The organism is Ruegeria sp. YTSA135, from assembly GCF_059610165.1.
In genome coordinates this window covers 25429-42456 of sequence record NZ_JBXWNC010000017.1, presented here as the reverse complement: position 1 = coordinate 42456, position 17028 = coordinate 25429, and the positions used below count along the sequence as shown (strand labels likewise).

Genomic DNA, 17028 nt, shown 5'->3' with positions numbered 1-17028 from the left:
CTTGGACCCGAACTGCCCGAGGTCCTGATGACATCTGACGCGCGCCACTCTCTGCCCACCCATGACGTTCTGAACCAACCACCTGCACGCGGGGATCAGGACCTGTGGGCGACAGACCCGGTGCTGCAAGCGAATGTTGGATTGACCGGGGGACGCACCGACCCGCTGATTTCATACGCACAAACCATTGGCCAAGCTGAGGTGCGAGAGCTTGGCCGCGAAGCCAACCGCCATCCGCCAGAGCTGAAACAATTCGATCCCGGTGGACGGCGATTGGACGAGGTGCGGTTTCACCCCGCCTATCATCGCCTGATGCGCCTGTCCCGATCTGCGGGCTACGTCACTCTGCCGTGGGACGGAGAGCCGGGCGGCCATGCGACCCACGCGGCCATGGTCTATATGGCCAGCCAAATCGAACCCGGCCATTGTTGCCCGCTAACCATGACCTACGCCGCGATCCCGACAATTTCTGCCCATGGTGACATAGCTTCGGTTTGGCGCACCAAGCTGATGTTCCCCCAATATGACCCCGCGACAAAGCCTATTGCCAAAAAGACCAGTGCTACGCTGGGCATGGCAATGACCGAGAAACAGGGCGGGTCGGACGTGCGCGCGAACACAACGCTCGCCCTACGGGACGGCGATCACTGGAGGTTGCGCGGGCATAAGTGGTTCTGTTCGGCCCCGATGTCGGACGGCTTCCTGACATTGGCGCAGGCTCCGGGGGGATTGACCTGTTTCCTCGTCCCCCGGTGGTTGGAGGGTGAGCGCAACGCGATCCATCTGATGCGCCTGAAAGACAAGCTGGGCAATAAATCCAACGCTTCGGCGGAAATCGAATATCACGACGCATTGGCTTACCAAATGGGCGAGGAAGGCTCCGGGGTCCGTACCATCCTAGAAATGGTGCATCACACACGGCTTGACACGGCAATGGCCCCGGCTGGCTTGATGCGCGCCGCTCTGTCCGAGGCGTATCACTGGGTGATGCATCGGACCGCCTTCCAACGTCGGTTGCTGGACCAGCCCCTTATGCGTGCGGTTCTGGCTGACTTGGTGCTGGATTGGGAGGGTGCCCTGACGCTGGGGATGCGCGTGGCGCGGTCTTTCGATGGTCATACCGCCGAAGACCGAGCTTTCGCCCGGATCAGTGTTGCGCTGGCTAAGTTCCTGAACACAAAACGCTGCCCCGTGGTTGTAGCAGAAGCTTTGGAGGTTTTGGGCGGCATGGGGTATGTCGAGGACACGCCCCTACCCCTCCTATACCGAGAGGCTCCGCTAAACGGCATTTGGGAAGGGTCAGGCAACGTGATCTGCCTTGATATCCTTCGAACCCTGTCGCGCGAGCCTTTGGCCGCGGAAGTGCTGGGGGCCGAGCTGGATGCCGCAAAGGGCGCAGTTCGCGCATATGACGCCGCGCTGAGGGCGCATCGTGAGCGCTGGCCTGCCCTTCCGGCTGAGGCCGAGGCGCGCTGGTTCGCTGAACGCACTGCTTTGTTGCTGACCGCCTCTCAACTTTTGCAAAACGGCCCTGACGCGGTAGCAGATAGTTTCATCGCCACCCGCCTTTCAGGCCACAGCGGGCGAGTTCCCGGATCGGTTGCCGGGCTGGACACGGACGCTCTGCTAGGGCGGTTGGGCTAACGCCGCACTTGCCCGGTCGCACCAACTGCTGTAGGGGCTGCGCATGTTTGACGACGCTGACGATATCCACCCGCTTTTTGCTGGCGCGCCCTCGACCACCGAGTTCAAGAAGCTGCGCAAACGCATCATACGCCAGGCTCGCGAAGCCATCGAGCATTACGGCATGGTGGACCCGTCCGCCCACGAAAAAGATGGCAAACCGCCCCGCTGGCTGGTTTGCCTGTCAGGTGGCAAAGACAGCTATACCCTGCTTGCGGTTCTCTACGAACTGAAGTGGCGCGGACTGCTGCCTGTTGACCTGCTGGCCTGCAATCTGGATCAGGGCCAGCCCGGATTTCCGGCAACCGTCCTGCCCGAGTTCCTGGAACGCATGGGAGTGCCGCACCGGATCGAATACCAGGACACCTATTCCGTAGTCGTTGACAAGGTTCCGCAGGGCCGCACCTATTGCGCGCTGTGCTCACGTCTGCGCCGAGGCAATCTGTACCGTGTCGCACGAGAAGAGGGGTGCTCGGCCGTGGTACTTGGTCATCATCGGGATGACATCCTAGAGACCTTTTTCATGAACCTGTTCCATGGCGGGCGTCTGGCAACGATGCCGCCAAAACTGGTGAACGAAGAAGGCGATCTGTTCGTGTTCCGCCCACTGGCCCATGTAGCCGAGGCCGATTGCGAGAAATTCGCCACCTCGATGAATTATCCGATCATCCCTTGCGATCTTTGCGGCAGCCAGGATGGGCTGCAACGCCAGCAGGTCAAACAGATACTGGATCAGTGGGAAAAGAACAGCCCCGGTCGGCGGCAGGTGATGTTCCGGGCGCTCACCAACGCCCGACCCTCGCACCTGCTGGATCCGAAACTGTTCGACTTTGCCAATCTGGCGCTAAACCCGTGCAAAAGAGACGAAAATTCGGGCGAAATTCCACAGCTGCGTTAACGTCTCGCTCAGATTGGTTTTCTACGGTGGCTACAGACGTGCTATGCCCAACGTAAAGGCCCGGAAAACCGATGTGGAAACATATCAAGCTCGAACGCTATATCACTGCGCTTGCTTCCATGCTTAACAGCCCCGCCGCGCTGGCGTTTCTGCCCGCCATAAGCCTTGCGGCGTTTTGGCTGGGGGGCGAACGGGCGCTGGTGGTCGTTGCGCTTGGCCTACCACTGATTTGTATTGGTGCCGCTGCGTTTGACTCTAGGACCAGCAAGCAGAAAAAGCGCCCCCGCCTTCTGGGTGGATTGTTGGCCATCGACAGTTTTGCCGCCGAGTTGGAAGTTTTTTTTGATACCGCAACGTCCAGCGGATCAGAGTCAGCCTGCGTCCTTGTTGCGCTGGACGATTATTCTGACTTTCTGGACCACCACGGAAATTCAGCGGCAAATCACCTGGCCGATCAATTCAGTAGCCGCATTCTTACCGTTATCCGCTCGCAAGACGTAGCAACCAGGTTGGAGCCCAACAAGATTGCAATCGGTTTGCACCCCTCTCACAGCTTGGACCTTGAAGCCTGCATCCAGATGGCGGGGCGCATTCAGGCCGTTGTGGAAGAGCCCTTTGCGCTAAACGGCGCTGGAGTTTACGCATCTTGTTCGATCGGATTTTGCCTTGTGTCCAGCGTGGCCGGGGACCGGTACGAAGAATGGATCGACGCTGCCTCAGCCGCTTTAAGCGAGGCACAACGCAACGGGCCTTCGACCATTCGTGCGTTTTCAAGCGAAACGCAGCGTAGGTCGCGTCTGCGGGCCAATCTGCGCAGAGAGTTTGAGGCGGCACTGGACAATGGTGAAATCCGTCCCTGGTTTCAACCTCAGGTCTCAACCGATACCGGGCAAGTCTCGGGGTTTGAGGCGCTGGCCCGCTGGGAACACCCGCAAAAGGGAATTTTAGGGCCTCAGGTTTTCCTGCCTTTTGCTGAGCAGGCCGAACTTATGGGGAAATTCGGCCAGACGATGCGGCGCCATGCCTTTGCCGCCATGCGCGATTGGGACCGTGCCGGGGTTGCAATACCAAGAATTGGCGTGAATTTTTCATCAGACGAATTGCGCGATCCTGCGCTGATGGATCGTCTGAAATGGGAATTGGACCAGAATGACCTAACGCCGGACCGGCTGGCTGCTGAGATCTTGGAAACCGTTTTTTCCCGCAGGCCAGACGATGTAATTACGCGTAATGTGACTGGTATGGCCAAGCTTGGGTGCTGCATTGATCTGGACGACTTTGGCACAGGGCATGCGTCGATCGCGTCGATCAAGCGCTTTGACGTTAGGCGCATCAAAATTGACCGATCCTTTGTCGCAAAAGCAGATCGCGACGCAAGCCAGCAACAACTTGTCAGCGCGATCCTGACGATGGCTGAGCGATTAAACGTAGAAACGCTGGCCGAAGGGGTCGAGACCCGCGGTGAGCACGCCTTGATGGCGCAATTGGGCTGCAACCATGTCCAGGGCTTCGGTATTGGCAAGCCAATGCCGTTCGAGAACACATTTGGCTGGATTGCGGAGTATCAAAGCAAGATCACCGCAATGCCAAGGATTGAGCGAAAGACTGGCCATTAATCGTGAATTTAAGGCATAGAAACGCAAACCGTGACGAAATGTCGGGCGAATTCGCTTGACCTTTGGGCCTGCACTCTGTTGAACCCACCGAGTGTGTTTCACTGCTTAAGGTGGCTGTCCCCGATGGACGATCAGAACAAGAATCTTATCCTTGCAACCGCGCTCAGCTTTCTCGTGATCCTTGTTTGGTTCGTGCTGTTCCCTCCTCCGGAACCAACACCCACACCCAACGAGACCGAGATTGCCACTGTTGAGGGCAATGAGGTTCAAACACCCAGCGCCGCGGGCACTGGCACCGTTGGTGAGGCGACGACTGCCACCGAAGAGACCCTGCCCGATGAGCAGGCCCCGCGCGTTGAGATCGACACCCCCCGTCTGAAGGGCAGCCTGTCGCTGTCGGGCGGCCGGATAGATGAGCTGTTCCTGAAAGACTACAAGGTTTCCATCGACGATGGTGCACCAATTGTTGAGTTGCTGTATCCGGTCGGTTCAGAATCGGCTTATTACGCCCTTTACGGTTGGGCTCCTGGTGCTGGTGTTGGTGGCGCGGATGTACCCGGCCCAAACACGCTGTGGACCGTGGAAGAGGGTGAAGCGCTGAGCGTCGACACACCAATCACTCTCAAATGGGACAACGAAAACGGTTTGACCTTCCGCCGCATGATCTCGGTAGATGAAGACTATATGTTTACGGTCACTCAATCGGTCGAAAACAACTTGGCGACCGAGGTCGGCATGGCACCTTACGGCATCCTCGCCCGTCACGGCATCGGTGAGGATGGGGACCTGCCCGGTCTGAAAAACTTCTTCATTCTGCATGAAGGCGTGATCGGCATGGCGGATGGCACCTTGACCGAGATCGACTATGGCGATGTACGAGATTTCGATATCGACCCGAATGAACGTGCGCAGGCCGAGGTGTTCCAGATCAAAGAGGATGGGTGGATCGGTTTCACCGACCACTTCTGGATGACCACGCTGATCCCCGAGCCGGGAACCGCATTCAAGGCAGCCGCAAAGTTTGACCCGCGTCGGAATATCTATCAGACCGAAACCGTTCTGCCGACCCTGACCGTCGCCCCTGGTGCCACGGAAGAGGTCACTACGCAGCTTTTCGCCGGTGCCAAGGAATGGCAAACCATCCGCGAATATCAGGCACAAGGTGTGTACAAGTTCATCGACAGCATCGACTGGGGCTGGTTCTTCTTCCTGACCAAGCCGATCTTCTGGCTGCTGCACAACATCAATGTTCTGATCGGCAATATGGGGTGGTCCATCATCGGCCTGACACTGATCATCAAGGCGATCCTGTTCCCGCTGGCGTTCAAATCCTACGTTTCGATGGCAAAGATGAAAGAGCTCCAGCCACAGATGGAAGCCCTGAAAGAGGCCGCTGGCGATGATCGTCAGAAGATGCAACAGGGCATGATGGAACTGTACAAGAAAGAAAAGGTGAACCCCGCTGCGGGTTGCCTTCCGATCCTGATGCAGATTCCGATCTTCTTCTCACTGTACAAGGTGATCTTTGTTACTATCGAACTGCGTCAGGCGCCGTGGTTCGGGCCATTCCAGGACCTGAGCGCACCTGACCCGACCTCGATCATGAATTTCTTTGGGCTGCTACCTTGGGCTGGTCCGCAACCTGAAAGCCTGATGGCGCTGATCTTCATTGGTATCCTGCCACTGTTGCTGGGCATTTCGATGTGGCTTCAGCAAAAGCTGAACCCGGCACCAACCGACGCGACGCAGGCAATGATCTTTGCGTGGATGCCATGGGTGTTCATGTTCATGCTGGGCGGCTTTGCCAGCGGACTGGTGGTGTACTGGATCGCGAACAACACAATAACGTTCACCCAGCAATACCTGATCATGCGCAGCCAGGGCTACAAGCCGGACGTGTTTGGCAACATCAAGTCCAGCTTCAAGCGGTCGTCAAAAGCGGATGATAAATGACGGGTGAGGTAACCCAGATTTGGCGGCACCCGATTAAAAGCCATGGTCGCGAGGCCGTGAAAACCGTAAACATGATTTCCGGGCAAACGATGCCCGGAGATCGTGTTTGGGCCGTCGCGCATGAGGCATCCACGGCAGACGATTCGGACTGGGCCCCGTGCGCCAATTTCAGTCGTTGCGCGAAGGCACCGCAGTTGATGGCGATTTCTGCAAGCGTGGAAGGAGAACTAGTGACATTGTCTCACCCGGATCGTCCGGATTTGACGTTTGCCCCTGACAGTCAGCCACAAGTTTTTTTGGAGTGGGTCAGACCCTTGATGCCGACAGACCGGGCAGCCTCGGCCCGGATTATCCGGGTGCCGGGACGCGGGATGACGGACAGCGATTTCCCTTCGATCAGCCTATGCAATATGGCGTCTCACCGGGCGGTTGGACAAAAACTGGAACAGGACCTATCGATCCATCGCTGGCGCGGCAATATCTGGATTGACGGAATGCCCCTGTGGGAAGAGTTCGACTGGCTAGGGCGCGACATTCGGATCGGAAAGGCAGTATTCCGAGTGCGCGAACGCATCACCCGCTGCCTTGCAACAACAGCCAACCCGGATACCGGCCAGCGCGATGCCGACACCTTGGGCGCTCTTGAAACGTGGGGGCATCAGGATTTCGGCGTCTATGCCGAAGTTGTCGAAGGCGGTGAAATTTCGGTTGGTGACAAGGTACAGATTATATGAGCACCCTACCCTTCCCGCTGGCATCTGAGCCCGACGACATCGCGTTGGAACGCGGGCGCAAATTGTTTGCGGGCCCGTCCGAGTTCATCAAAGGCGTGGTCGCAATGGACGGCCTGCCTGCGCCAGACAGATTAGAGGTGTGTTTTGCAGGCCGGTCAAACGTGGGTAAATCCAGCCTGATCAACGCACTGACGGGCACAAAGGGGTTGGCGCGTGCCTCGAACACACCGGGCCGCACGCAGGAGATCAACTTTTTCACCCAAGGCCCCGAGCTCTATCTGGTTGACCTGCCCGGCTATGGTTATGCCAATGCGCCGGTGAAGGTGGTGGAGAAATGGCAGCGGTTGCTGAAACAGTACCTGAGCGGCCGTCAGACCTTGCGCCGGGCTTTTGTCCTGATCGACTCGCGCCACGGGGTTAAGCCGGTCGATGCCGAAATCATGAAACTACTGGATACCAGCGCTGTTACTTTCCAATGCGTGATGACCAAGGCCGACAAGGTCAAGGCCAAGGAGCGTGAAAAGGTACTAGACCAGGTGCGTGGTGCGCTGTCGAAACACCCCGCCGCTTTTCCGGAAATCGTGCTTACCTCATCCGAAAAAGGTGACGGAATACCGATCCTTCGTTCGATCATCGCACATCTGGAATAACCCTGCCGTTTTACCTATTGCCCCTGTTAGCGTTGCGGGCCTGCCCGCTGGTAGGTTTGATCTTGCTGGCGGAAGGGGTGATTGACCTAATACCGCTCAGCGATATCCCGGTCGTGAAACGCACGAAAAGCTGACCGAGCCCCGGCTGCGCCAGCAAAGCGGCCCGTTCTCTGCCGTTGTTTCCGCTATCCGGTCTTGGCACGACCCCGCAAAGGCCCTAACACGGGAAGCCAAAGGGACAGCAGCCATGAAGACAAGAGAAATGCACCGGGACTGGATCGCCACCGCCGCTACCTTGAACAGCGCATTACCGTATCTCCAACGCTATGATGGGGCGATTGTCGTCATCAAGCTGGGCGGTCACGCCATGGGCAGCGACGAAGCGATGGAAAGCTTTGCTCGTGACGTCGTTCTGATGCGCCAGGTGGGCGTCAACCCGGTGATCGTGCATGGCGGCGGACCGATGATCAACGCGATGCTGAGCCAGTTGAATATCCAGTCCGAATTTGTAAACGGTAAACGTGTCACCGACAGGGCCACTGTCGAAGTGGTTGAGATGGTGCTGTCCGGCCTTGTCAACAAACGCATCGTTCAGGCAATCAACAGGCAGGGCGGCACGGCTGTGGGCCTGTCGGGCAAGGACGCCAACCTGATCACCTGCGATCAGGCTGATCCGTCCCTGGGATTTGTCGGCGCACCGTCCGAGATGAACCCGAAGATTCTGCAAGATCTGTTCGCGCATGATGTGATCCCGGTAATCGCCCCCCTCGGCGCAGGTAAGAATGGTGAGACCTTCAACATCAACGGCGATACCGCTGCTGGTGCCATCGCGTCCGCGCTCAAAGCAGACCGGCTGCTTTTGCTGACGGACGTTTCGGGCGTGAAGAACGCAGGTGGCGAGGTCGTGACCGAGCTCAAAGCGGGTCAGATTCGTGAAATGACGATGGACGGCACGATCGCAGGTGGCATGATCCCAAAGACGGAAACGGCACTGGACGCGCTGCACAGCGGCGTTCGCGCTGTGGTCATTCTGGACGGGCGCGCACCAAACGCCGTACTGTTAGAGCTGTTTACCGAACACGGCGCCGGTTCGCTGATCCGGCCAGACTGAGTAGCGCAGCGGAGGAGACATGACCGGACATAACACAACCTCCTCTACCACCACCTACGACCGTGTGGAACAGGCCGCACAGAAGGTTGGCCTAATCGTTATGGGCGCGCTGCATCCGCGCCTGACAGGGGCAAAACAACTGCAAGACGGAACCTTGATTCTGCTGGGTGCGGGGCGGGCGTTTTGGCCAAAGCTGAAATCCGCGCCTGAGTGGTTGAGCGAACACCCTGTAGACAGCTGGTCGTCGCGTATCATCGGCGAATTGGCGCGTGATCTCGGGGCTGAGGCGCATTTTCCGTTCGGCGGCCCACCCTACGCCCCGTTTATCGATTGGGCGCTGAAATCTGGCCGTACATTTAGTAGCCCCGTAGGCGCATTGGTGCACGACACGGTAGGTATGATGATTTCCTTCCGGGGCGCGCTGCATTTTGCCGAGGAGCTTTCAATTCCCCAAGTGACCGGTATTTCTCCGTGTGTGACCTGCGCGGCTCCATGCGCCCAAGCCTGTCCGGTGGGCGCACTGAACAACCACAGTTTTTATGACGTCGACGTTTGCCACAGTCATTTGAGCACGATCGAAGGCCAGACCTGCATGACCGGCGGTTGCCTGGCGCGGCTGTCCTGCCCGCTAAGCAAGAATGCAGGGCGCGATCCGGAACAATCCGCCCACCACATGAGAGCTTTCCACTCGTCATGACCCGCGTGCTGATCCTGACCCGTCACGCAAAATCCAGCTGGGGTGATCTGTCTCTGGACGATCACGACCGCCCGCTGAACAAACGGGGGCGCAAGTCGGCCCCGGCGATTGCCGCGTGGCTGCGTGAAAACAACTGGTTGCCGGACGAGGTGCTCAGCTCGACTTCGGCCCGCACACGCGAAACTTGGGATCTGATGCAACTGCGGGCGGAAAAGTTAAGCTTTCACCGCACACTCTATCACGCCGATCCCGAAGACATTTTACACGAGCTGTCCGGTGCCACAGGGCGAACCGTGCTTTTGCTCGGGCATAATCCGGGTATCGGTGCCTTTGCAAACCGTATCGTCCGGCAAGCGCCTGATCATCCCCGGTTTCTTGACTACCCGACTTGCGCAACAACCGTGATCCAATTCGACACAACCGACTGGGCCCAAGTGCGCTGGCACAGCGGCACCGTGCAGGGATTCGTCATTCCGCGCGAGCTTTTGGGATGAAAAAAGGCGGGGTAAAACCCCGCCTTCTTTTCTAATTTTACCGGGATTAGTGGCCCAAAATCTGGCTCAGGAACAGCTTGGTCCGTTCGCTTTGCGGGTTGTTGAAGAACTCTTCCGGTTCATTCTGCTCTACGATCTGGCCCGCGTCCATGAAGATCACGCGGTTGGCGACCTGACGGGCAAAACCCATCTCATGCGTCACACAGAGCATGGTCATGCCTTCCTCGGCCAGCTCGATCATAGTGTCGAGCACCTCTTTGATCATCTCTGGGTCAAGCGCCGATGTGGGTTCATCGAACAGCATGATCCGCGGCATCATGCAGAGCGAGCGGGCAATCGCCACACGTTGCTGCTGACCGCCCGAAAGCTGGCCGGGATATTTGTCCGCCTGTTCAGGGATTTTTACCTTTTCCAGGAAATGCATCGCACGCTCTTCCGCCTCCTTCTTGGGCGTCTTACGCACCCAAATCGGGGCCAGCGTGCAGTTCTCCAGAATGGTCAGGTGCGGGAAGAGGTTGAAGTGCTGGAATACCATGCCAACCTCGGACCGGATCTTGTCGATGTTTTTCAGGTCATTCGACAACTCGGTCCCATCCACAACGATTCTACCCTGCTGGTGTTCCTCCAGCGCGTTTAAGCAGCGGATCAGGGTGGATTTGCCCGAACCCGACGGCCCGGCAATAACAATCCGCTCGCCTTGGTTCACGGTCAGATTGATGTCGCGCAGCACGTGGAAAGACCCGTACCACTTGTTCATGCCGTTGATTTCGATGGCGACCTCGTCGCTCACCTGCATCTTCGAGCGGTCGATTTCGCGGTCAATTGCAAGTTCAGACATGTGTTGAACTCCTTAACGATGATCTGTGGCAAGGCGACGCTCGAGCCACTGAGAATATTGAGAGATGCCGTAGCAGACGACGAAGAACAGAAGCGCGGCAAAGCCCAGAAGCTCCCAATAGACGCCGTTCCATTGGGTCGATGCCAGGATCGGCCCGCGGATCATACCCACGAGGTCAAACATCGAGATAACCGAAACCAGCGTGGTGTCCTTAAACAGGCCCACGGCCACGTTCACGATACCGGGGATCGAAATCTTCAACGCCTGCGGCAGAATGATCAGTTGCATAGCCTGCGGGTAATCAAGACCCAGACTGTCTGCTGCCTCGTACTGCCCGCGCGGGAGGGCTGCCAAACCGCCACGGATCACCTCGGCGATATAGGCGGCCGAGAACATTGTGATCATGATCACAACCCGCAGGAACAGGTCGACCGTACTGTCAGGCGGGAAGAAATACGCCAGCATCACCGAGGCCACGAACAACAACGTGATAAGAGGCACGCCACGTATAAACTCGATGAAGATGACGCAGACCCACTTGATCAGCGGCATGTTTGATTGGCGACCCAAAGCAAGGGCGATCCCAAGCGGCACCGACAACGATACACAGGTCACACCAAGCATCATGTTCAGCATGAAACCGCCAAGATCGCGGCTGGGAACCGCCGTGAGCCAGGCGTTGTCCGACGCACCTTCCGGTATCAGGGCTCCGCCGACGTTCCAGATGACCAGCGCAGTCACGATAGCCCCAAAAAACCCGGCGGCAAAGCTGTTGCTGCCCAGTTTCCGGAAAACCAACGAGGCCCCCACACAGCCGATCAGCGCGACCAGCGGCACAAGAATGGTGCCACCCCATATCAGCCAGAAAGCCAAGAAGGGATAGACTGCCGTGAACAGAAGCATCTTACGCGGCAGATCAAAGAAAAGCACCGGCGCAAATGCCACCAACATCAGCACAAAAGCCAGATTTGGCCGCCAGTAGGCCTCCTCGGGGTATTTGAACCCGTAGATCAGTTGCGGCCACCGCTCGGTCAGAACCGCAAAACACGCACCAGTCTTACCGGCGAGAATCTCGCGGCATTCGGACAGAGAGTTTGCTTGCCACACACCGTTGAAAATCCATGGCATTGTGTTCTTTACGAGCACATAGATCAGCAGCAGAGACAAAACCGTCAGAACAGTATTGGTAACGCCCGAGAACAGATTCTCGCGCAACCACTTGACGATACCCGTTTCATTTGCAGGCGGTGGCGCTGGTGGGATGGTACCCTCGGCCACGAAAGCGATTGGGTTGGTTGTTTGGTCACTCATGGCTCAGCGCTCCTTCAACTTAACGGAGGCATTGTAGATGTTCATACCCATCGAAATCAGCAGCGACGCCGTAAGGTAGAACAACATCAACAACAGAACGCATTCGATCGCGCGGCCCGTCTGGTTCAGCGTGATACCGCCCAACGTTGCGGTGATATCGGCATATCCAACGGCAATCGCCAGCGACGAATTCTTGGTAATGTTCAGGTACTGCGAGATCAGCGGTGGGATGATCACCCGCAAGGCTTGGGGCAGGATCACAAGGTTCATGATGCGTCCCTGACGCAAGCCCAGCGCGGCCGCAGCTTCGGTTTGTCCCTTGCTGATTGCCTGAATACCGGCCCGAACGTTTTCGGCGATGAAAGCACCGGTATAGATCGACAAAGCGAACCAAAGCGCAATCAGCGGACCACCGACCTTGATACCGCCGCTGAAGTTGAAGCCTTTCAGTTCGGGAACATTCCAAGTCAGGCCCATCAGAAACATCAGGATGCCAAACGGCGCTAGCCAAACCGCAAGCTTCACGAGCATGGTCTTGGGCCGTTCACCGGTTACTTCCTGTGTTTTCGTCGCACGCTTCTCGATCTCTCGGGACACAAACCACGAACCGGCCAAAACCACCAGAACCAAAAGCCAGTTCAGGAAGGTTACGCCGAACAGTCCGCTGGTGAACTCCGGACGCGGAATGTACACGCCGCGGTTGGTGAACGCGAACAAATCCAGCACCATGCTGGACGCCGGATCCTCGCCCCGAAAGGCGCGCGGGCTGGGCAAAACGGCCGTCATGATGAAGAAGATGATGAGGATCCAGATCAACACCGGGATGTTCCGGAAAATCTCGACATAGATCGCCATCAATTTGGATACGAGCCAGTTGTTCGACAGGCGCAGAACACCCGCGATAACACCGAAAATCGTGGCTGTGATACAGGCAAGAAACGCAACCAAAAGCGTATTTAGCAAACCGACGATAGCAGCGCGCGCGTGCGAGGACTGGCTGTCGTATTCGACCAGACGCTGGTTGATGTCATACCCGGCTGAATCGCCAAGAAATTCGTAAGAGATGTTGAGCCCGGCGGCCCGAAGGTTCTGGATCAGGTTGTTCCCAAGATACCAGATGGAAAGCGCGATAACGATTGCTGCGATCACTTGAAAGGTAAGAGACCGATAGCGGGTATCGTTTATAAGCATCGACAACCGAAAATCGGCTTTCGGCGGGTCAGTCATGGTCGACATATTGTGGAATCCCCGTGCATTTCGGGTGCTTTATGTCCGGCGAGGTTTTCCCCGCTCTTGCGACACCCGTAGCATTCTGATTTGAAAAAGGGCGCAGGTTACCCAGCGCCCTTTTCCGTGGATTTTAGCGGAACGGTGGCGAGTACAGCAGGCCGCCGTCAGTCCACTGAGCGTTCAGGCCGCGTGCCAGACCGATCGGAGTTTCCTCACCGATGTTCTTGGCAAACACCTCACCGTAGTTACCACCGGCTTTGATCGCGCGCTGCGCCCATGTTGCGTCCAGTCCCAGCATCTCACCCAGGGTGCCTTCGGAACCCAGCAGGCGGTTTACTTCGGGGTTGTCAGTGCCGGTTGCCATCTCGTCGATATTCGCCGAGGTCACGCCCAGCTCTTCCGCTGCGATCAGTGCGTTCAAGGTCCAGCGAACCACATCGCCCCACTCGTTGTCGCCGTGACGGACCAGCGGGCCCAGCGGCTCTTTCGAGATGATTTCAGGCAGAATTACGTGATCACCCGCGTTTTCAAAGGTTGCACGCGTGGCCGCAAGGCCGGATGCGTCGGTCGTGTAAACGTCACAGGCACCAGCCAGATACTGCTGCTGCGCTTCAGCGTTGGTTTCGATCGGAACCGGTTCGTAGCTCATGTTGTTGATGCGGAAGAAATCCGCCAGGTTGAGCTCGGTCGTGGTGCCGGTCTGGATGCAGACGGTCGCACCGTCCAGTTCCTTGGCCGAGCTTACGCCCAGTGCTTTGGGAACCATGAAACCCTGACCATCATAGTAGTTGATGCCGACGAATTCGAATTTCAGATCGACGTCACGGCTGAAAGTCCAGGTGGTGTTACGGGCCAGCATGTCAATCTCACCCGAAGCCAGCGCGGTAAAGCGTGTTTTACCGGTGGTTGGAATGAACTCAACAGCCATCGGATCGTCCAGAACGGCGGCTGCGACTGCGCGGCAGACAGCCACGTCAAAGCCTTGCCACTCGCCGTTGGCATCAGGGCTGGCAAAGCCGGGTACACCGGTTGCAACGCCGCAGTTCAACTTGCCGCGTGCTTTGACATCGTCGGCGGTCCCTGCCGCAGCTGCGCCAGCAGCCAAGCCGGCGATCGTTGCCACGCCCAAGATTACGGATTTTTTCATTTTTACCTCTTCCTGATTTGCCGTCCCGGTCCAGGGACGGTTCTGTCCAGCACCTTTGGCGCCGGAAAGGTTTCCCCAAAGGTGTCTCCCCTTTAGTGGGCATGAGTTTGGGCGTAATCATAAACAAACGTCAAGGGCCGGATCAGGGAAAACGATGAGTCATCTCAAAGATGACTCGCCCGACGTTGGAAAATTGTGCTTTGTGGGATCAAACCGAGATGTCAAAGAACTTTTTGGCGTGCAAAAACGCAGTCCTTTTTGTTTCTGAAACAGCGCGTGCCTCGTCATCATGGCCCCATTGTTCAATCTGCCAAAGCTCGTCGAGCCGGGAAATTTGCCAGATTTCTTCCGCGGTACGCCAGTTTTGGGCCGCAGCGAACCCAAGGATCAGCGACCCCGATAGGCTGACAAGATCGTGAAAGGCAGCCAGCTGGAAATCGTTAAGTTCATGAACACGCTGCCTTAGCGGGGTCAGCGCCGTTTTGGATTGCGGCTGATGCAGCACACCGTTCACCGGCTGCAACCGTGCCGAAAGTATGTCAGCGGCCCAGTCAAGGACCGGGCCCCACTGTTCGGCCTGACGCTCTTGCAACTCTTGCGGGTGCGTTGCGCGGTAGCACAGCAAATCCGAATCGCCATAGTCGGCAAGCATATCCGCAACTTCGGCGTGTTGGTGGCGCACCTTGTCGATCGCGGCATTCGCCGACCGTGTGAACGGCATCGCTGTCGGGTCAATCACATCTTGCTGAGCGTCCCATTCCGCAGCGACCTCTTCCGCCATGGAACGCGTCGGCAGGATCAAGGCAGCCTTGGCCGGGGTTTTGACACGGCGACCGTCCAGCTCAACGGTGTAGCCTCCTTCGGCGTCGACCACCGCACTCTCGGTCCAAAATCGTTTCGGCTTCCAGTCGCTCATGTCTTCAGGTCCAAATTGCTTCCAGCGTCCCTTGCAGCTGGTCAAAAGTTTCAATTAAGCAGGTTGCCCCGTCCAGCGCTGACCTGTCGTGGTAGCCCCAGGTCACGCCGACGCTCGGGACACCCGCCGCGCGCGCCATGTCCATGTCGAACCGGGTGTCGCCGACCATCACCGTATTGGACGCGCTCACCCCGGTTTCGCCGCGCGCCGTCTCGATCATCGAAGGATGCGGCTTGGACGGATGGTGGTCCGCAACCTGCCGGGTCACGAAATAGCGTTCCAAGCCATGCGCTTCAATCAGGGCATCCAGCCCGCGCTGCGATTTTCCAGTCGCCACACCCAACAGAATTTCGGGCACGGCATGCAATGCCTCAATGGTATCGCGCGCACCGGGGTAGAGCGGTGAACTGGCGGTGCCCTGTTCAAGCCGCTGCGCGTGATAGGCCTGTTTATAACCCTCTACAAGCCGCCGCCGATCGGCATCCGTACACTCGGGCACCAAGCGCGCCATGGCGTTGGGCAAGGACAGTCCCACGATGGACAAAATCGCCTCTCGTTCAGGGACCGGCAGCGACAGGGCATCAAAACTGGCCGTCATCGCCGCCACGATACTGCCCTGACTATCAACCAGCGTGCCATCGACATCGAACAGAACCAAACGCAAAGGTGCGCTCATTGCAGATCCTCAAACGGATCGTCGGCCGCTAGATCCTCAGTCCATCCGAAGGTGTCCCAGCTTTGTTTCATATGGTCCGGCAGCGGTGCCGTGACGGTGATGGTCTTGCAGGTAACCGGATGCTGGAACGACACTTGCCGGGCGTGCAGATGCAGCTTTTTGCTGATGATCCCGCCAAGTTGCGCGCCCCAGCCATCGCCCAGGTTCTCTTGCCCCGATCCACCGTATTTCCCATCACCGATGATCGGATGTCCGATCGCTGCCATATGCGCCCGCAACTGATGAGTACGGCCCGTGATCGGCTCCATCGCCACCCATGAGGCGCGCCCTGCCACCCGATACAGTGTTGCATAGAGTGTATGCGCCCGTTTCGCGCCCGGCGTGTCGTTGATTTCGTTCAGATGCACGGCGATCATCTTTTCGCCCTCACCCTGCTTGCCGTGACCCGAGGCCTTGACCAACCCGGTCTTGATCTCACCCAGATATGGGGTCGGCACCCCTGCCACCAGCGCCCAGTAGATCTTGCGCGTGTCGCGGTGGCGGAAAGCTGCAGTCAGCCCCTTGGCGGCATCGCGCGTACGCGCCATCAGCAGAACGCCCGAGGTGTCCTTATCCAGCCGATGCACGAGGCGGGGATTCTCGTCATATCCAAAGCGCAGAGCCTCGGACAGGCTGTCCACATGGCGCGTCTGACCACTTCCGCCCTGCACCGGCAGACCATGCGGTTTATTCAGCGCCAACACATGATCATCGCGGTAGATCACGCAGGACTGGATCATTTTGGCATCGGCCTCTGACACAGCCTTTTTGACCTCGGCAGGCGTGTGATCGGCGTCAGGCAATGGCGGTACGCGTACGACCTGACCAGCCTCAAGCCGGGTCGAAGCCTTGACGCGACTACCTTCAACCCGCAACTCGCCCTTGCGGCACATCTTTTCGATGCGACCCTGACTGACATGGGGAAACAGACGGCGCAGCCAGCGGTCAACCCGCTGGTCGCCATCACCTTCTTCCACGGTGATCATCTGTACGCCGCTCATGCCGATAACTCCTGCGTCGCGCGGATCATCCGCA

General features: G+C 57.9%; 16 protein-coding genes. 9 read left to right on the top strand and 7 right to left on the bottom strand.

The window, feature by feature from the left end:
* Positions 1-27: 27 nt before the first annotated feature.
* The 9 genes from AC2FIT_RS18885 (at position 28) to AC2FIT_RS18845 (ending at position 9836) form a co-directional block, all read left to right on the top strand.
* Positions 28-1644, top strand: a complete 1617-nt coding sequence (locus AC2FIT_RS18885) for an acyl-CoA dehydrogenase family protein (protein ID WP_496831542.1) — start codon at positions 28-30, stop codon at positions 1642-1644.
* A gap of 43 nt (positions 1645-1687) precedes the next feature.
* Positions 1688-2581 carry a tRNA 2-thiocytidine(32) synthetase TtcA gene (gene ttcA / locus AC2FIT_RS18880; protein ID WP_496831541.1) on the top strand — a complete coding sequence of 298 codons (894 nt, stop codon included), beginning with the start codon at positions 1688-1690 and terminating at the stop codon, positions 2579-2581.
* A 71-nt stretch (positions 2582-2652) separates the two neighbouring features.
* Positions 2653-4197, top strand: coding sequence for a putative bifunctional diguanylate cyclase/phosphodiesterase (locus tag AC2FIT_RS18875; RefSeq protein WP_496831540.1), 1545 nt, complete (start codon positions 2653-2655; stop codon positions 4195-4197).
* Positions 4198-4320: 123 nt separating this feature from the next.
* The gene (gene yidC, locus AC2FIT_RS18870) at positions 4321-6150 is read left to right on the top strand and encodes a membrane protein insertase YidC (protein ID WP_496831539.1); all 1830 of its coding nucleotides are present in this window, start codon (positions 4321-4323) and stop codon (positions 6148-6150) included.
* Positions 6147-6884: an MOSC domain-containing protein gene (locus tag AC2FIT_RS18865; protein ID WP_496831538.1), complete on the top strand. Its 738-nt coding sequence runs from the start codon at positions 6147-6149 to the stop codon at positions 6882-6884. The genes yidC and AC2FIT_RS18865 overlap by 4 nt, the downstream gene beginning before the upstream one ends.
* Positions 6881-7534, top strand: coding sequence for a ribosome biogenesis GTP-binding protein YihA/YsxC (gene yihA, locus AC2FIT_RS18860; protein ID WP_496831537.1), 654 nt, complete (start codon positions 6881-6883; stop codon positions 7532-7534). The genes AC2FIT_RS18865 and yihA overlap by 4 nt, the downstream gene beginning before the upstream one ends.
* Positions 7535-7781: 247 nt before the next feature.
* The gene (gene argB, locus AC2FIT_RS18855; protein WP_496831536.1) at positions 7782-8645 is read left to right on the top strand and encodes an acetylglutamate kinase; all 864 of its coding nucleotides are present in this window, start codon (positions 7782-7784) and stop codon (positions 8643-8645) included.
* 19 nt (positions 8646-8664) lie between these two features.
* Entirely contained in the window at positions 8665-9342 is a 678-nt protein-coding gene (locus tag AC2FIT_RS18850) for a ferredoxin (RefSeq protein ID WP_496831535.1), read from the top strand.
* A complete protein-coding gene (locus AC2FIT_RS18845; protein WP_496831534.1) occupies positions 9339-9836 on the top strand; it encodes a SixA phosphatase family protein in 498 nt (165 codons plus the stop codon). Before AC2FIT_RS18850 ends, AC2FIT_RS18845 begins: the two co-directional genes overlap by 4 nt.
* A gap of 46 nt (positions 9837-9882) precedes the next feature.
* Here AC2FIT_RS18845 and AC2FIT_RS18840 read toward each other — a convergent pair whose 3' ends face one another.
* The 7 genes from AC2FIT_RS18840 to AC2FIT_RS18810 all read right to left on the bottom strand — a co-directional run bounded on the left by AC2FIT_RS18840 (position 9883) and on the right by AC2FIT_RS18810 (position 16994).
* Positions 9883-10674 (bottom strand): amino acid ABC transporter ATP-binding protein, encoded by a 792-nt coding sequence (locus tag AC2FIT_RS18840; protein ID WP_068340703.1) that lies wholly within the window; start codon positions 10672-10674, stop codon positions 9883-9885.
* A 12-nt stretch (positions 10675-10686) separates the two neighbouring features.
* Positions 10687-11985: an amino acid ABC transporter permease gene (locus tag AC2FIT_RS18835; RefSeq protein ID WP_475190043.1), complete on the bottom strand. Its 1299-nt coding sequence runs from the start codon at positions 11983-11985 to the stop codon at positions 10687-10689.
* Between the two features lie 3 nt (positions 11986-11988).
* Positions 11989-13221 (bottom strand): amino acid ABC transporter permease, encoded by a 1233-nt coding sequence (locus tag AC2FIT_RS18830; RefSeq protein WP_496831533.1) that lies wholly within the window; start codon positions 13219-13221, stop codon positions 11989-11991.
* Between the two features lie 124 nt (positions 13222-13345).
* Complete coding sequence (locus AC2FIT_RS18825; protein ID WP_496831532.1) at positions 13346-14362, bottom strand: amino acid ABC transporter substrate-binding protein; 1017 nt, start codon at positions 14360-14362, stop codon at positions 13346-13348.
* 208 nt (positions 14363-14570) lie between these two features.
* Complete coding sequence (locus AC2FIT_RS18820) at positions 14571-15278, bottom strand: ATP12 family chaperone protein (protein WP_496831531.1); 708 nt, start codon at positions 15276-15278, stop codon at positions 14571-14573.
* A gap of 4 nt (positions 15279-15282) precedes the next feature.
* Positions 15283-15954: an HAD-IA family hydrolase gene (locus AC2FIT_RS18815; protein ID WP_496831530.1), complete on the bottom strand. Its 672-nt coding sequence runs from the start codon at positions 15952-15954 to the stop codon at positions 15283-15285.
* Positions 15951-16994, bottom strand: coding sequence for an RluA family pseudouridine synthase (locus tag AC2FIT_RS18810; RefSeq protein ID WP_496831529.1), 1044 nt, complete (start codon positions 16992-16994; stop codon positions 15951-15953). The genes AC2FIT_RS18815 and AC2FIT_RS18810 overlap by 4 nt, the downstream gene beginning before the upstream one ends.
* Positions 16995-17028: the final 34 nt, after the last annotated feature.